Consider the following 17,240-nt stretch of genomic DNA (forward strand, 5'->3'; position numbering starts at 1 on the left):
CTATACAACAAAGGAACAACCATCGCTGGTTGTTCCTTTTGGTGTGTGGGCTATTTTTTATAAGAAGATCAGTAACAATGTACCTGCGGCAAAACAATAATACGAAAAGTATTTCAGGTTGCCTTTGGCCATAATGCCCATAAACCATCTCATGGAGAAATAGGTGACGAAGAGCGTCGTGATGAATGCGATCAGATAAGGGATAGCGAGTTGTGATCGATTCGGATCATTGGCAATGTCGGATACACCCATAATGAGTCCACCAATACTTATGGGAATGTACAGCATAAAGGAGAACTTCAGAGCTGTTTCCTGTTTCATGCCAACAGCGATGGACGCAATTACAGTTGCCCCTGAGCGGCTAATGCCCGGAATAAGAGCGACCGCCTGAGCCAGACCTACCAACAATGCATCTTTCGTAGACAGATCACCGTCTTGCTTGCGACCACGAAGATTACGAATAAGCCACAAGGCAACTCCGGTGATTAATAGCGCGATGGAAACGGTATATACGGACGAGAAAATTTCTTCAATTCGGTCCTTGAACAGGACTGCAACGACAGCAGCAGGGATCGTACCAATAATTATGTATAAGCAAAACATGAAGTCTGCTCGATATTCTTCTTTACGAGTACGCAGGTAACCTAATGCACCAATAATCAACTTTTTGATATCTTCCCGGAAAATAAAAATAATAGCGATAAGTGATGCTGTGTTTGTTAAAATCTCAAATGACAATCCATTCTGCTTGATGCCCATGAGTTTCTGAGCGATGATCAGATGACCGCTTGAGGAGACGGGAATCGGCTCCGTCGCACCTTGAATAATACCTAAAAACAAATACTTTAACCACAATATAATATCTTCCATGTTGTCCTCCTTGAATACGTTTCATTGGCTTTCCAATGATCTCTCTTTTTAATAAAAGTGACTTGTCTACTCTATTGATGATAGCTGTTTAACTTGGTGACTTGCAAGTTAGAGTTCATATAGGGGGTGAAATAAACATAGCTTGTCAAATCCTGCATAGCATGATATCGTTGATAACGATTATCAATATCAACGAAAAGGTGGGTTTATTTTGCGTAAACAGATAAAATCAATATGGATCATGATAGCACTCATCTTCCTGATTGTACTTAGTGCATGTGGTCAGTCTGCTACGACCAATAGTACAACCGGGGACAGCACGAGTGCAGCTGCGGAGACAGAAACCAAGACGAACTCGGATTCAACTTCTTCCGCTGATAAAGCGGCAACTGCCGAAGAGGAACTTGTTACATATCAATCGGATGCAGGCGAAGTACAGGTGCCCAAGAATCCTAAGCGCATTATTGATTTGACATCATTTTCGACGGGGTACTTTGTTGCCTTGGATGCACCGGTAGTCGGCGCTTTATCAGGTGCGATGAACAACAAGTATATCAAGGACCAACTTGCAGCAGCAGGCACCAGCGATCTGGGTGAAGAGCCTACCCCAGAAAAATTAATCAGCTTAAAACCTGACCTCTTTATCGTGTACACTGGCACAGAGGGCATCGATAAGCTGGAGCAGATTGCACCTGTCGTACAGATTACATTTGGTAAGCGCGATTTCAAAGATTTGATGCTCGAAATGGGTAAGCTCACCAATAGAGAAGACGCAGCGAAAGCTTGGAATGCGAAATGGGAAGCGAAGATCAACGAACTGAAGCCTAAAGTTCAGGAAGCTGTAGGCGATCGCACCGTTTCCATACTGAATCCGTATGCCAAAGGATTATTTGTATTCGGTCATAACTATGGTCGAGGCGGTGAAATTATTTACGGGGAGTTTGGTCTCAAAGCACCAGCCAAGGCCCAAGCTGAAGCTATTGACAGCGGAACTGGATGGGCTTCGATCTCCATGGAACTATTACCGGAGTATGCGGGTGATATCATCTTCACCAGCCCGTGGTCGGGAGATACAACCGATCCCAAGATCGTGTATGATAATGCATTATGGAAGAACTTGCCTGCGGTGAAGGCAAATCATGTGTTCCAACTTGACCCAACTTCAGACTCGTACAACGATCCGTTAACGTTGGAAGGTCAGCTGCAATTTATTTCCGATAGCCTGCTTGCCGCGAAGTAAGATTAGACTGCATAAATGGTAATACTGGAGCATTTCCAAATGTCGTTACAAGACGGGGAAATGCTCTTCTTATGAGATTAGAATGTTATATATGTCGAACTTGGATGGATTTTGACCAATGTAATTAAGCTTGATACAATAGGATAACAGCTGATGAACATTAAATATCAAGTGGGGTGATCTAGATTGCAGCAAAAGAGTGAACGTTTGAATGTTTGGTTGGCTTTCTCTAACATTCATACCCATCTGAACGAGAAGCTGGAACAAGCTCTGCTTCAACAATATGACTTATCTTTGAAGGAATTTTATGTGTTAAACTTCATATATAATGCGGAGGGTAAGGAATTACGCCTACAGCAACTTCAAGAACTAGTGGGGTTGAGCCAAAGTGCTACTTCCAGGCTCGTCGTTAGGATGGAAGCCAAAGACTGTGGGGCTCTGGAAAGACATGCATGTGAAGATGACCGGCGTGGCATTTACACTCGAATTACGGAGCTTGGAGAGAATAAATACAAGAGAGCACTTCAAACGTTTAATCAGGTCTTGCAAACTGAATTGGAACAGGATGGATTTGAGACTCGATTAGAGAACCTCACTAAAGAATTGTTCTAAGGCTAGGGGAAATATAGGGTAATGTAGTCATTTACCCTATAAGAAGACTTGACACTCATTAATATATCCGTTAAATTAAATGCATGCGCATGAATTTAATATGGATGCGGTGATTTTGTATAAAGGAGGTATTGAACATGAAGGTCTTCGTTGTAGGATCAAATGGACAGATTGGTCAACAGCTTATTCATCTTTTGAAGAATAGTGAAGAACACACCGTTCTTGCCATGGTACGAAAACAAGAACAGGTAGATTCATTTGCAGCACAGGGTGTGGAAACGGTGCTTGCCGACTTGGAAGGTACGGTTGACTCACTTGTAGCTGCTGTAACGGGTTGTGATGCCATTGTATTTGCAGCTGGTTCTGGCGGTACAACGGGATATGATAAAACACTCCTGATTGATCTGGATGGTGCCGGGAAAACCATTGAAGCGGCTCAAAAAGCGGGTATTGATCGATTTATCATGGTGAGTGCGATCCAAGCCAATAATCGTGAGAACTGGCATGATAACATCCTTCCATATTATGCAGCGAAACACTATGCTGATAGATTGTTAGAGATCAGTGGATTAACATATACCATTATACGTCCAGGGATTCTAATGAATGAACCGGGAACAGGTAAAGTTACTGCTGCTGAGAATATCACATCCGGTAATATTGCTCGTGAAGATGTAGCTCATGTGATTTTGGCCAGTTTGAGTGAGGAGAATACCTACAAGCGTTCATTTGATCTAATCGCTGGTGAGGATACAATATCTGAGGCATTGAGTGGGCTCTGATCCAAAACAAAATTTTCGACGATATCTGATCAGTTAAGAGAGGGCTATACAATGATTATGTGGATGCTTTTGACCTTCATATTAGGTATCTTCATCGTTGTACGTCAATTTTGGCCACTGCGCAATCTTGAATATATAGATTATCAAGTATTTCTCAGACAAGAGCGTGATTTTCGGCAGTATAAAGTAATTGATATTCGAGATGCGACGGATTATATGGCTAATCCTACTCCGGATACGATTAACATCTCATTGGGGCGTCTTGCTTTCACATGGGAAAAATACCTTCTTCGAGAAGATAACGTAATTATAATGTCACCTGGTATGCTTCAATCCAAAAAGGCTGTTCGTATTTTGCGAAAGCATGGATTTGAATGTCTTTACGTGATGAAGTAAAAGATATACATGAGTTCCAAATCATACGGAGTTATTAATTGTAGGCATTTATTCGATGCTTGCGCATGCATTTTTATTATTCATGATTCATGAAAAGGGGAGTTTTATTTTGATGACAGATTTATTTAGTCCATATTCTTTTAAAAGCCTAGAGCTTAAAAACCGTGTCGTAATGGCTCCAATGTGCCAATATTCAGTTGAGCAAAAAGATGGTATTGCAACAGATTGGCATTATATGCACTACGTTAGTCGTGCCGTGGGAGGAACAGGTCTCATTATCATTGAAATGACAGATGTGGAGCCGGATGGCCGGATCTCAGATTATGATCTTGGGTTATGGTCAGATGAACAGATCCCAGCTCTGAAGCGGATCGTAGATGCGTGTCACAGTTATGGGGCCAAGGTTGGCATTCAGATTGCTCATGCGGGCCGCAAAGCAGAAGATGCCGAAGTTCCAGTTGCTCCATCCGCGATTGCCTTTGATGAGAATTCCAAGCAACCTAGAGCGCTCACAACGGATGAAGTAAAAGGAATGGTTGAAAAATTCCGGAGTGCTGTAGCTCGTGCTGTTAAAGCGGGATTTGATACAATTGAGATTCATGGTGCACATGGTTACTTAATTCATCAATTCCATTCTCCACTAACAAACAAGCGTGAAGATGAATACGGTCAAGATTTAACGTTATTTGGCCGGGAGATTATTCAGGCTGCTAAGGCAGAGATGCCCGAGGATATGCCTTTGATGATGCGTATTTCAGCCAAAGAATATGTAGAAGGCGGCTATGGCATTAACGAAAGTTCCGAGTTTGCCAAGGCATATCAAGAGGCAGGCGTTGACGTATTTGACATCTCATCTGGTGGCGAAGGACCTATCGCTGCATGGGGCAGACCAGGAACTCACGCGGCTTATCAAGTACCTCTCGCTAAAGCAATCAAAGAGGCTCTTGATGTGCCCGTGATCGCTGTTGGAAGACTCGATGATCCTACGTTGGCGAATGCAGTCATCGGCAATGAAGAAGCCGATCTCGTTGCAGTTGGCAGAGGTCTGTTAAGAAATCCTTACTGGGCCTTGGAAGCAGCGTCTGCTTTGCGTAAGGCAACGGACGTTCCAAAACAATATACAACTGGCTTTTAATGTATTGATAATTTAATGTTGATGATTTAGAGATCTTCATTAATACATGAATAAGAAAGGACTCCTCTGACAAAACAGAAGGAGTCCTTTTTTGGGTTAAACTAGGGTGTGTCTTCAAACTCAGGCATGCAATACGTTGAAGGATGTCAGGGTCCAACGTCTTGACAATTCGCCAGGCTCGCTGATCCTAGCGAATTGTCAAGACGATTTTCTAAGGAACCGAGTACGTCTTATTTAGCCTTCAAGTCCTCCTTTTATTTTGTAAGGAACCTGAGACACGTTATTTACCAAATTCACCTAACAAACACGCTGTAACCGGCTGGTTATTCCAATATAGCGTGTTTCAGATTCCTTAGATTGCTGCGGCTGCTTCAAATCGCTGAATAAGACGTCAAAGGTTCGTTAGCGCTCCCGCTCCATGCTCTGCTCCAAACACGTTCAGTTACGTTCCGGCTTTCGGCAGGTTTGAAGATACGCTCTAGAGGAGGTAAAGAAACATAATAGCCAGTCTTCATCAATAGAGTGTAGTCGTTTCATCGGCTCTGCCTCGCAGGCGTTTAATGTCTTCTCTGGGCGGGAATCCGAACATGCGAGAATATTCACGACTGAATTGGGAGGGACTCTCGTAACCTACCTGAAATGCTACATCTGCTGCATCGGTGGACTTGGATAATAACAAGCGGCGCGCTTCTTGCAGCCTAAGTTGTTTTTGAAACTGAATCGGACTCATGGCAGTCACTTCTTTAAAGTGTCTGTGCAGCGAGGCAGTACTCATATTTGCCAAATCCGCCAATTCCTCAACCCGAAAATTTTGCTCAGAGTGATTCATAATATATTCAATAACGTCTCTGATTCGATAGGTATGGCTGCCTTCCATGGTAGCTTGTTCCAGGGCAGTCCCATGTGGGCCTTTCAGAACTTTGTAGAGAATTTCCTTTTTGAACAAAGGAGCGAGCAGAGGGATGTCTTCCGAATGATCTTCCAACAAACGGGCTAACCTGACGACTGCATCCAGCAGAGACGGCTCGGCTTGGCTGACAAACATCGCACGTCTCGTCGTTTTCCGCGGTCTTGCTGGGAAATCGGAATGGTTCAATACCTCCAGAATCTCACTGGATGTGAATTCAAGTTTGAGGGCCAGATAGGGAGCCTCAGACGAGGCTTGAATCACTTGTCCACTAACCGGCAAGTCAACGGTTGCCACGATATAACTTCCTGGACCATACCAGAAACGATCCTGTCCCAGCAGGACCTCTTTCTCACCCTGAACGATAATGCAGAAGGATGGTTCATTCACTCTAAATATAGGTTCAGTAACGACCGATTCACGGATTAGAGATAATGAAGGGATTGCCGTCGGGTGCACCCCATCCTTGTTGGAATAACGGTCAATGAGTGTGGCTAATTCGTTTTGTTGTTCGTGTATTTGATCAGACATGCAAAGTTCTCCTTTTTTCCTCACAACATAATAAACACATTCTATCGTATATTGACCGAAGGCGGTAGAAAACGGATAGGAATAGGCAAACATTTGATGTGAATGGATAAGACATTCTGATTGCTGGTTACATAATCACAAGTACACAGGTCATGATATACAACAAGTACAGAAGATATACACTTACGGTTCAGCTAATACATGATCAGATGAGAATGAAAAGGGTATCTACATCTTTTATTTACTGATCGTTCCCGATGTGTTAGATTGATTTTGGGAGGGAAGTCGAATGGCTAGAAGTAAAGAGTTTGAAGTGAACGAAGTATTGGATAAAGCAATGAAGATCTTCTGGGAACAAGGTTACGAGAAAACGTCGATGAGTGACCTGGTTGAGCATATGGGAATTCATCGCAGAAGTATATATGATACATTTGACGACAAACATTCGCTGTTTTTGCAGGCAATGGATCGTTACAGAGGTAAGGTCAGCACCACATTACTTGCAGAAATCAAGGCATCCAAGACGGCAGTGGAAGCACTGCATAAAATTTTTGATGTTATGATCAGTGAAGCAGAAGAGACACCATCGGGTTGTTTGATCGTGAACTCGGCTGTGGAGCTAGGCACACGTGATCAGGAAGTGGACAACCGATCTCTTGAATCGTTTAACGAAGCTGAGCGAATGTTCGAGCAGATTATTCAATGGGGGCAGCGAGAGGGAGAATTCTCTTCTGATCATGATGCGAAGGAAATGGCAGAGTACCTGCATAATATTTCTGTCGGCATCAGAGCCATGGCAAGAACCTCGACGGATAAGGAAAAATTAAACCGGATTATCCATGTAACGATGAAACTTTTGGAAAAATGATGAGTAGAGACATACCCAAAAAAGTAGCTTGAAATCCGTTAGAGGACTTCAAGCTACTTTTTTTGTGCGCTATTTTAGAAAATGCATGAACCATCAATTGGTGATGGCATTTTCCATTGGTTTAATTTTATGAATCTCTTCGGTTCCCGCTTCCAAAGCTGTTTCGTAGTAGGAGCGTTTGTGCTCGATGACTTCCATGGTTCTTCTTAGTTCCTCCATTTGTGCTTCGACAATAGCTTTTCGCTCCGTAAACATGTCATATCTTTGCTTCAGCGAGGAGTCCCCTTCAGAGCACCATTCAATAAAGTCCTTAATGTCTTTAATAGGCATGCCGGTCAGCTTCAGACATTGGATGATCTTTAGAAAATCAATGTCGGAGTCTTTGAACAAGCGTGTTCCGCTCGTGGTACGTTCCACAAAAGGCATGAGTCCTTCCTTATCGTAATAACGCAATGTATATACCGTAAGGTCTAATTTTTTGGCAACTTCACCGATTGAATAGGTCATTTAGAATGAATTCCTTTCTAATAGGGGTAGACTTCGAGTTAGCTCTAGGATTGATCCGAGTGAATTCTAACATGTTGGATTACTGGATGTCAAAGTACGTTGGAGATAAAAAAATAAGATAAACATTTGACCTAGAGTTAACTAGAGGGGGTAAGATTATTTTGAACTTTAAATTACTAGGAGGTTATACCATTGATTATAGCTAAAGCCAGAGCCGTTGACGGACCAGACCAACAATTCAGAAGTGCTGAAATTAAACGACGTGATCTGGATACCAATGATGTATTAATCGAGATTAAATATGCAGGTATCTGCCATTCTGACATCCATACTGCCCACGGTGAATGGGGACCTGTGAATTATCCACTCGTTCCTGGACACGAAATTGCCGGGATTGTAACGGATGTAGGAACCGGAGTATCCAAATACAAGGTCGGTGACCGAGTAGGGGTCGGATGTATGGTGGACTCTTGTGGTGAATGTGTTAACTGTCGCAAAGGTGAAGAGCAATACTGTCTCAAAGGAAATATTCAAACTTACGCTGGAGTAGACAAATACGGTGAGCCTACGCAAGGTGGATATTCAACTCATATTGTTGTCGTAGAGAATTTCGTCGTTCGCATCCCTGATAACATTGCACTTGATGCTGCTGCACCTTTGCTCTGTGCCGGTATTACGACATATTCACCACTGCATCACTGGGGAGCTGGCCCAGGTAAGAAGGTTGCCGTTGTAGGTATGGGTGGTCTTGGTCATATGGCTGTCAAAATTGCACATGCGATGGGTGCCGAGGTAACGGTTCTCTCCCAATCCTTAAGCAAAAAAGAAGATGGACTGCAATTTGGTGCAGATCACTACTTTGCCACAAGCGAACCGGAAACATTCGAGAAACTTGCAGGCACCTTCGATCTGATGATTAATACAGTAAGTGCTAATATTGATATTAACGCTTATTTCTCACTGCTCACGCTGGATGGTACACTTGTGAACGTAGGTGCTCCTGCAGAACCTTTAGCTGTTAACGTTTTTTCTCTTATCGGTCATCGCCGTTCATTCGCAGGTTCCATGATTGGTGGCATTCGTGAGACACAGGAAATGCTTGATTTCTGTGCAGAACATGATATTGCGCCTAACATTGAGGTCATCTCCGCAGACCAAATTGACGAAGCATACAAACGTGTATTGGCTTCTGACGTGAAATATCGCTTTGTTATTGATATCAGCACCATGTAATTGTGAAGTGTGCAATAATGATAGTTAAAGATAGAAAAAAAAGCAGCTGCCGCCAAGGTTAGCTGCTTTTCTGTTTTTCAGTTTGTTAATTGCTGATCATTCTACAACCCGCGCTCTTTTCGCAACGAACAGAAGATACCTGCGTCTAATAACAAGTTGGAAAAATATGAAAGGAGCGGTATGAGAAAGATGACAGTATCATTTTCACATCAGCCGGAAGGTTACGAATGTCCATTTTGTCGTATTTGGGGTATCGAGCGACCTGATCAGGGAACAAAACAAAGGGATATCATCTATCAGAATGAAAAGGTAACGGCATTTATAGCGGGCAAATGGTGGCCAAACAATAAAGGACATGTTCTTATTGTTCCGAATCAACATTTCGAGAACATCTTTGAACTCCCTGCGGATTACGCTGTTGAAATTCACCTCGCGGCTCAGCTTACAGCATTTGCAATGAAAAATACATATGGATGCGATGGGATTTCGACGCGGCAACATAATGAACCTGCTGGTAATCAAGACGTGTGGCATTATCATCTGCATGTTTACCCCAGATACGTGAATGATCAACTGTATCTGACAAATGGTTCTCCGTCCGATCCAGATGAACGCGCTTTCTATGCGGATAAGTTGCGATCTTGGATAAAGGAAAACATTTAAGGTTTAGAAGGAGATGAATCTGAGACCCTATGTTATATTTGATCAGAAGTAAGCTACATTAGGATATTCTTTGTAACGAAAAAATCATAAGATAAGAGAAGGGCTGTGCCAGTATTGAAAGGTAAGATATCTAAAAGATTGCTAGCAATTTTCGTAGTTTTAACTTTGTATGTAGGTAGCACAAATCAGATGTATGCAGAATTTACCGAATTAAGCTTAGAGGAGCACGGAGGGCTACAGCAAGACTGGGTACATACTCTTCCTAAAGAATTTAATTATCTGAACTTTGAACTAGGATACAATCCTCAAGACAGTATTAACCATGCTGCTCAGCTTGTCATGCTAAACCCGGGTACTTTGTCTGGTAATAACTTCGGCCTATACACGATAAATAATAAGACAGGGAAAATTGCCTGGGCGTACGACATAAAAAATAAAGTGAAAAATTTTTACCCTTTGAATCACGCTTGGTTCTACAACGAGAGCGGCAGTATATTCTATCAGTATTCTACGAATCACGGGAAAACATTTAACATTCTTAGTTTGGATTCGAAAGGAAAGCGTTTATTCGAGAAGAAGGATTTAAGTTTCTCAAATATCTATCCTTATAAAAACGGAATTGTTCTACAACAAACAGATTATCTTAAAAATCAGTCTCGTTTTATCACATTAAATTCCAAAGGAATAACGACAAGCGAAACTGTGTTAGGTTATAAAACTGAAGTACTGACTTCTGGTTATGTACTCCATTTTGTAGGTGAGAATAAAATCGAGGTTTTCAAAGATGTAACCTCTTTGAAAAAGCCTTTATTTACATTTAACTCCAAAAAGTTTGGTGGATTCTACGTTGCGGGTTATCATCAATTAAGTGGCGGTACATTAATTGTAGAATATGCAAGATCCAATTCATATGGTGGACAGAAATTAATGGCTTATGGAGTTAATGGTAAACTCAAATGGGAAACCGTGCTTGATAGAAACATGAACATTTCTATGCATTCAACCGGAAGTAAACTATTAATCGATAACAAATCTGAACACAGTATCACTTTATATGATCATAACTTCAAAAAGCTGTTTTCTCGTGCGTATGAAGGAGAGCTTAATTTTAATGGTTTTATGAGCTCCTACCGAAACGATAGCTATATTGAGTATACAAGCTTTGGAACCATTGATGACAAATGGGGAGAGAGGTATACCTTAATGAAAGATAATGGAGACATAATACTTAGTAAATACTTTGTTTTAGATGATGTGCATAAGAGTAACTTTGCATATGACTCGTCCGAAAATGTGGTCTATCGCACCGTGATTAGCGACCACCGATATAATCTGATTAAATACAAGGTAACTAAATAATAGTTGGAGTGCCGTTGATAACAACAATCAACGGCTTTTTATATTCTATGGAGGTTCAATATATTTGGAAGCAGGTTTGCAATCCAATCTTAAATTTCTTAAACTGTTGTATACAACGTAAAAAACGCCTATTAAAGAGAACTTTGTTGTTACAAATTCTTTTTGCATTAAAACAACCGATAAGGGTTTTTGAATTTGATATTCATGATAGAATGAGTTTGAATTGGACAATATAAGTAGTATATTTCATGATATAGGGGGGAACAAATGGAGACCTTTGCAGAATTTATAGCACGCATCGATAACCCGGAACACCAGGCACGAACGGAAGAAGTTTTGAATTGGATTGCTGAAAAATTCCCGAATTTAAAGCAAAAAATAGCCTGGAATCAACCGATGTTTACCGACCATGAGACCTTTATTATTGGCTTTAGTGTATCCAAGCAACACTTGGCTGTTGCTCCCGAGAAGGCAGGAATTAATCGTTTTTCGGAAGAGATCACACAGGCGGGTTATGATCACACCAAAGAGTTGGTTCGGATGAAGTGGAAACAGGAGATTGATTTTTCGTTACTTGAGAGAATGATTGAGTTCAATATAGCGGATAAGGCAGAATGTTCAACATTCTGGCGTAAATAAATCGCGATATAAAAAGAAGACCCCCAACTTCCGGATACGGAAAGAGGAGGTCTTCTATATTTTAAGCAAAAGCGATTATTGAGCACCTACTACAGGGTGAGGTACATAGGGTTCTTCAAGGAATGAGACGTCTTCTGAGGTCAACTTAACAGAAAGAGCACCTACCGCATCTTCCAGATGCGATATTTTGGTGGCACCGATAATTGGTGCCGCTACAGTGTCTTTTTGCAGCAACCAGGCAAGTGCAATGTGTGTGCGAGGGACACCGTATTTTTCTGCAATGGATGCAACTCGTTCAACAACAAGCCGATCCGCATCACTTGTCGCATTGTACTTGGATTTCTGAATTTTGTCTGTCTCGGATCGAAGTGTTGATACGGACCAGTCACGGGTTAACCTGCCTGAAGCAAGAGGACTGTAGGGAGTCACACCAATCTTTTCTTCCTTGCATAAAGGCAACATTTCTCGTTCCTCTTCACGGTAGATGAGATTCAAGTGGTTTTGCATGGAGACAAACTTGGTCCAACCATTTTTCTCTGCTACATGTAATGCTTTTTGGAACTGCCATGCAAACATGGCCGAAGCGCCAATATATCTCACTTTACCGGACTTCACCACATCATGTAAGGCTTCCATGGTTTCTTCAATAGGCGTATTGTAGTCCCAACGATGAATGATATAGAGATCCACATAATCGGTTTCCAATCGTTTCAGGCTTTTATCAATCTCACTCAGGATGGCTTTTCTGGAAAGACCAGAACCGTTGGGTCCTTGATGCATTTGTCCGTGTACTTTGGTTGCAATGACAACCTCATCCCGATTGGCATAATCTTTTAACGCCCGACCAAGATACTCCTCGCTTGTACCCAGAGAGTATACATTCGCTGTATCGAAGAAATTAATGCCTAGATCCAGCGCTTTCTTTATCACCGGGCGAGAATTTTCTTCATTCAGTACCCATTCATGAACCCATTTACTGGCATCCCCAAATCCCATACATCCCAGGCAAAATCGAGATACGTCCAAGCCTGTATTACCAAGTTTAGTATATTCCATGTCATGTTCAAATCCTTTCTAATGTTTATTATTGCCACCTGTAGGGTGATCTATATACACATTATTATGTCATAACGAAGGGAACAACCTGTACCACATTTCTATCAAAGTTTTGCCTATTCCTATCAGAATCTCTGAATTTGAATCAGTTGAGTCTATTAAAGTTCTCATATAAAAAGAACAAGCCATTCGTTTCTCTGGTTGGAGATTCAAAGGGCTTGTTCATAAAATATTATTTAATCATTGTTTGATGAATCCAATCGCTTATTTTGGTTAATTTAAGATTGGCTTTGATATTATCATCTAACTCTTCATACCGTGGAAGAAGATCTGTATGCCCATCAATCCATTGGTACAATCCTTTAAGACCTGCTGCTGTCTCACTTCCCAACAAAGGCTGAATCGCTGCTTCAAAATGATCAAAAGGAAGAGACATGAAGCTGATCTTTTCACCTAATACAGCACTGAATTGTTCCGCTAATTGTGTACCTGTCAGGGCTTCTAATCCGGGTGCTGGGATAATGCTTCCTGCCAATTCCGAATGAGTCAAGGCATAATAGTGGAATTGAGCTGCATCGTTTAAGCTAATCCAGGAGATCGGCTTGTCTGCTGGTACCGGGTAGGCCAAAACGCCATTGTTCAGTATTCCGGGAATCAGGAAGTTTTCCAAGTATACAATGGGTTCCACAATGATATATGGAAGACCACTTTGCTGCAATTCGTGGATAACTTCACGTTTCAATTCAATTCCTTTGGAATGGGTGATAGGGTCAGGAACATAGGTACCTGTGTTAACTACAATCAATTTAACGTTTGCCTGTATAGCAGCATCAATTGCATTTTTAGTATATTGTCTGATCTTATCCGGATTGAACTCCACCGGCAGGTTCAGGAAGACTTTACTTACACCTTCATGCGCCGTATGGAGCTGTTCCACATCTGATAGATCCCCGATGAAAGCTTCAATGTTTTGTTCCTTCAGTGTGTTGGCTGTTGCCTCATTTCGAGTAATCGTGCGAACCTCACAACCGTGTTGAACGAGTAATTGAGCGACAGCGCCGCCTTGGGAGCCCGATGCCCCATATACTAAAAATCGATCATTCTGTGTCATAGTGGTCAATAACTTCCTTTCAATATGTGATTGGAATGAATGAGTTAACACTCAACAATGACCTCAGCATAACGGATTTAGAATAGGAGCGTAAGTACGCACATTAATGATATAGAGTATCCCTTAGGATACTATGGGAAGGCGTTTTACATATGTTTCGATCCCCAATCACCTAGCTGAAACAAGATCGAAGTCAGGCTTTGTCCTTTTTCTGTAAGGGAATATTCGACTTTAGGCGGAACTACAGGGTGGGTAACACGGTTTATCAAACCAGCTTCTTCAAGTTCTCGTAATTGCCTGGTTAATGTGCGATGCGTAATGGGGTCCAGCATTTTCTGTAATTCATTGAATCGAATTGTTGAATGGCGGATGAGCCGATTTATAATTAATAACTTCCATTTCCCACCAATCATATTGACTGCAAACTCAACAGGACAACGGTCCTCCACAGATTCTATATTCATGTTTATGTATCCCTCCCAAAAACATCAACTCATGTTTCATGTTTCGTTCATTTTATCGAATTTATAAAGGGGTGTATAGCTTACAGCGCATTCAGGATATGAACCATGCCCAGGACACAAAAAAAGATGCCCCTAGTGTAGCTCGAGGGACACCTTATATAATATAAATTATTGTTCAACTCAGACAGAACGAAAAAAAGCATTGAACGTGAAAAAAAGCCATGATATAATCTATAGCGCAATTGACATTTATATTGAATTTAAAGGATGAATCATTATTTCTCCTAATTTAATTTTACATCCGACATTCCGATTTGTCAATGCTCTTTTTTTTGGCCCTAATAAATGGAAAAGGGAGTGGACTCATTCATGGATAAAACAGTGGAATGGAAGTTGGAAGAGGAAAGACTAGTGCAGGTGAGGAACAAGCTTCAGGCACGACTCGACGAGTTAGAACCGAAGGTTGCCGGAATGCATGAACAGGTTGCCGAAATTCGTAAACGGTTCTGGGAAGAAGTGACGATTAATACCGGTTCGTACACGGATTTTGAAGATGCATTCTATACCATTAATCAGCAGTCGAGAGTGTTGGCGGAGAGGGAGCGCGGGCACAAGCTGTTAACACAACAATGGAAAAATACAAAGAGACTGCTTCCAACGCCGTATTTTGGCCGTTTCGACTATAAGGAAAAAGGCATGACATTGACTGAACAGATCTACATCGGCGTATCATCCTTCATGGATGAAGATGGTTTGAACTTTCTAATCTATGACTGGCGTACGCCAATTGCGAGTCTGTACTATGATCACTCTCCCGGGCCAGCAAGTTATGACACACCTTCAGGACGAATCGAAGGAAAGATGGAGCTCAAGCGTCAATTCCAGATTCAACATGGGCAACTTCATAGCATGTTTGATTCAACTGAGACGATTGGTGACGAATTGTTGCAGCAAGTGCTCGCCAAGGGTGCAGACTCACAAATGAAGAGTATTGTAGCAACTATCCAGAAGGAACAAAACGCCATCATCCGTGATGACCGAAGCCGAATGCTTATCGTTCAGGGGGCAGCTGGCAGTGGCAAGACGTCGGCTGCGTTACAGCGAGTCGCTTACTTACTATATAAACACCGCCAGACAGTTAAAGCAGATCAGATTGTACTTTTCTCGCCGAATCCGATGTTTACCAGTTATACTTCCACCGTACTCCCGGAACTTGGTGAAGAGAACATGCAGCAGACCACTTTTCAGGAATATCTGAATTATTGGCTGGATTCCTCCATCCGACCAGAGGATGCCTTTGATCAGATTGAATATGTGCTGACAGCTCAGAATGATCCGGGATATGAAGCTCGTCTGGAGGCGATCAAGTACAAAGCTTCCGAGACATTCCTGCAAGTGCTCCAAAACTACGCTAAGTGGTTAGGAAGAGAGGGCATGCGGTTCAACGGCATTCAATTTCGGGGACGTGAATTCATCACTTCAGATCAAATCAAGACCCAATTTTACAGTTTGGATCAGAATCTTACCTTGTCCAACCGTATACTTCTTTTGCAGGAATGGCTGCTGAGAGAACTTGTTTCGCTGGAACGTCTGGAACGGGAAGCAGACTGGGTTCTGGAGGAGTTGAATTATCTGGACACGGATGAGTATGTGGAAGCTTTCCGCATGTTGCACAAAGAAAAGCCTGTGTTTGATGTGGCGGAAAAATATGCAGCCCGTGAGAACGGAAATAACAAGGCAGTGCAAGATGAGGGTGCCTTTAACTTTGGAGTGCGGGAAGAGGAGTTGCTTCGTCAGAAATTGGTGAAAGACATGTTTAAACCTTTAAGAAAGAGTGTGCGGAAATTTCAGTTCGTGGATGTGAAAGGGATATACGAACAACTATTTGTAGATGAGACCGCTTATCGGGAACAAACGAATGGGGCAATCCCCCCACAGCACTGGCCTGAGATTTGTAAACAGACCAAGGCAATGATCCTTCAGAACAAGCTGTTCCATGAGGATGCTACTCCGTATTTATATGTAAAAGAGATGATCGAAGGCGTCCGGACGAACACAGAGATTCGTTATGTCTTTGTCGATGAAGGCCAGGATTATTCGGCGTTTCAATACGAATATCTCAAGAAACTGTTTCCTCGTTCCCGCATGACGGTGCTGGGGGATTTCGGGCAAGCGATCTTTATGCAGGCTACGGATTTGGCAGCATCCAACTCGCCACTGGTTCACCTATATGGAGAAGGCGAAACTACTTTGATACGGCTCGTACGCAGTTATCGTTCAACCAAAGAGATTGTTGAATTCACGAGACAGATGTTACCAGGGGGAGAAGAGATTAGACCGTTTGAAAGGGGAGATCAGAAGCCTCTTTTAACAGGATTGAAGGACGAAAAGATGCGTGGTGCGCAGATTCTCGCAGACATCGCCGCGCTTAAGGCGGAGGGGTTTGATTCCATCGCTGTGATTACAAAGACCGCGGCTGAAAGCCGTGACGCCTATGAAAGGTTGCAAAGTCAAGGCGGCGAAGGGTTGCAGCTCATAACAAAGGACACACAGATTTTCGAAAAAGGAATCATGGTTATTCCTGTGTATCTCGCCAAAGGAGTTGAGTTCGATGCTGTCCTGGTCTATGATGCTTCACCCGTTGCTTACAGCCAGGAATATGATCGCAAGCTTCTGTATACGGCCTGCACACGAGCCATGCACCGACTTCATCTATATACAGTGAGTGACTGGTCACCGTTTGTGCAGGCATTACCTGCGTATCTATATGACATAAAATCATAATCCATATGTAAATCCGTTCTCAATGAAGGACCAAAGAAAGATGCTCGGAGCCTTTTTTCAAATGTTATCGGGCATCTTCTTTT

General features: G+C 42.3%; 17 protein-coding genes. 11 read left to right on the forward strand and 6 right to left on the reverse strand.

All coding sequences use genetic code 11. The annotated features are described in order from the left end of the window. Positions 1-57: 57 nt before the first annotated feature. A complete protein-coding gene (locus BS614_RS18260) occupies positions 58-870 on the reverse strand; it encodes an undecaprenyl-diphosphate phosphatase (protein ID WP_074095013.1) in 813 nt (270 codons plus the stop codon). A gap of 211 nt (positions 871-1,081) precedes the next feature. On the opposite strand from BS614_RS18260, the gene BS614_RS18265 reads away from it, so the two are divergent. The 5 genes from BS614_RS18265 to BS614_RS18285 all read left to right on the forward strand — a co-directional run bounded on the left by BS614_RS18265 (position 1,082) and on the right by BS614_RS18285 (position 5,035). Then, positions 1,082-2,110 (forward strand): ABC transporter substrate-binding protein, encoded by a 1,029-nt coding sequence (locus BS614_RS18265; RefSeq protein ID WP_084174590.1) that lies wholly within the window; start codon positions 1,082-1,084, stop codon positions 2,108-2,110. A gap of 186 nt (positions 2,111-2,296) precedes the next feature. Further along, positions 2,297-2,722 (forward strand): MarR family winged helix-turn-helix transcriptional regulator, encoded by a 426-nt coding sequence (locus tag BS614_RS18270; RefSeq protein WP_036608058.1) that lies wholly within the window; start codon positions 2,297-2,299, stop codon positions 2,720-2,722. A gap of 137 nt (positions 2,723-2,859) precedes the next feature. Then, complete coding sequence (locus tag BS614_RS18275) at positions 2,860-3,504, forward strand: SDR family oxidoreductase (protein WP_074095014.1); 645 nt, start codon at positions 2,860-2,862, stop codon at positions 3,502-3,504. 51 nt (positions 3,505-3,555) lie between these two features. Further along, entirely contained in the window at positions 3,556-3,900 is a 345-nt protein-coding gene (locus BS614_RS18280; protein WP_074095015.1) for a rhodanese-like domain-containing protein, read from the forward strand. 112 nt (positions 3,901-4,012) lie between these two features. After that, entirely contained in the window at positions 4,013-5,035 is a 1,023-nt protein-coding gene (locus BS614_RS18285; protein WP_074095016.1) for an NADH:flavin oxidoreductase/NADH oxidase, read from the forward strand. Between the two features lie 514 nt (positions 5,036-5,549). On the opposite strand, the gene BS614_RS18290 is transcribed toward BS614_RS18285, so the two are convergent. Next, positions 5,550-6,473 (reverse strand): AraC family transcriptional regulator, encoded by a 924-nt coding sequence (locus tag BS614_RS18290; RefSeq protein ID WP_074095017.1) that lies wholly within the window; start codon positions 6,471-6,473, stop codon positions 5,550-5,552. Between the two features lie 289 nt (positions 6,474-6,762). Between BS614_RS18290 and BS614_RS18295 the strand changes: the two genes are divergently transcribed. Then, positions 6,763-7,341 carry a TetR/AcrR family transcriptional regulator gene (locus BS614_RS18295; protein ID WP_074095018.1) on the forward strand — a complete coding sequence of 193 codons (579 nt, stop codon included), beginning with the start codon at positions 6,763-6,765 and terminating at the stop codon, positions 7,339-7,341. A 93-nt stretch (positions 7,342-7,434) separates the two neighbouring features. Here BS614_RS18295 and BS614_RS18300 read toward each other — a convergent pair whose 3' ends face one another. Next, the gene (locus tag BS614_RS18300; RefSeq protein ID WP_017688550.1) at positions 7,435-7,848 is read right to left on the reverse strand and encodes a MerR family transcriptional regulator; all 414 of its coding nucleotides are present in this window, start codon (positions 7,846-7,848) and stop codon (positions 7,435-7,437) included. A 192-nt stretch (positions 7,849-8,040) separates the two neighbouring features. On the opposite strand from BS614_RS18300, the gene BS614_RS18305 reads away from it, so the two are divergent. The 4 genes from BS614_RS18305 to BS614_RS18320 all read left to right on the forward strand — a co-directional run bounded on the left by BS614_RS18305 (position 8,041) and on the right by BS614_RS18320 (position 11,742). Next, positions 8,041-9,081 (forward strand): NAD(P)-dependent alcohol dehydrogenase, encoded by a 1,041-nt coding sequence (locus BS614_RS18305; RefSeq protein ID WP_074095019.1) that lies wholly within the window; start codon positions 8,041-8,043, stop codon positions 9,079-9,081. 189 nt (positions 9,082-9,270) lie between these two features. Then, complete coding sequence (locus BS614_RS18310) at positions 9,271-9,744, forward strand: HIT family protein (protein WP_074095020.1); 474 nt, start codon at positions 9,271-9,273, stop codon at positions 9,742-9,744. A 105-nt stretch (positions 9,745-9,849) separates the two neighbouring features. Continuing rightward, positions 9,850-11,103: a hypothetical protein gene (locus BS614_RS18315; protein WP_157116123.1), complete on the forward strand. Its 1,254-nt coding sequence runs from the start codon at positions 9,850-9,852 to the stop codon at positions 11,101-11,103. 267 nt (positions 11,104-11,370) lie between these two features. Then, positions 11,371-11,742 (forward strand): iron chaperone, encoded by a 372-nt coding sequence (locus BS614_RS18320; protein WP_074095022.1) that lies wholly within the window; start codon positions 11,371-11,373, stop codon positions 11,740-11,742. A gap of 75 nt (positions 11,743-11,817) precedes the next feature. Here the strand turns inward: BS614_RS18320 and BS614_RS18325 are convergent, their stop codons facing one another. The 3 genes from BS614_RS18325 to BS614_RS18335 all read right to left on the reverse strand — a co-directional run bounded on the left by BS614_RS18325 (position 11,818) and on the right by BS614_RS18335 (position 14,373). Further along, on the reverse strand, positions 11,818-12,798 hold the full coding sequence (locus BS614_RS18325; protein ID WP_036608033.1) for an aldo/keto reductase: 981 nt from the start codon (positions 12,796-12,798) through the stop codon (positions 11,818-11,820). 232 nt (positions 12,799-13,030) lie between these two features. Continuing rightward, positions 13,031-13,909 carry an SDR family oxidoreductase gene (locus BS614_RS18330; RefSeq protein ID WP_074095023.1) on the reverse strand — a complete coding sequence of 293 codons (879 nt, stop codon included), beginning with the start codon at positions 13,907-13,909 and terminating at the stop codon, positions 13,031-13,033. Positions 13,910-14,055: 146 nt separating this feature from the next. Further along, entirely contained in the window at positions 14,056-14,373 is a 318-nt protein-coding gene (locus BS614_RS18335) for a winged helix-turn-helix transcriptional regulator (protein ID WP_074095024.1), read from the reverse strand. Between the two features lie 369 nt (positions 14,374-14,742). On the opposite strand from BS614_RS18335, the gene helD reads away from it, so the two are divergent. Further along, entirely contained in the window at positions 14,743-17,157 is a 2,415-nt protein-coding gene (gene helD / locus BS614_RS18340; RefSeq protein ID WP_074095025.1) for an RNA polymerase recycling motor HelD, read from the forward strand. Positions 17,158-17,240: the final 83 nt, after the last annotated feature.

Source organism: Paenibacillus xylanexedens, from assembly GCF_001908275.1.
Classification (GTDB): Bacteria; Bacillota; Bacilli; order Paenibacillales; family Paenibacillaceae; genus Paenibacillus; species Paenibacillus xylanexedens_A.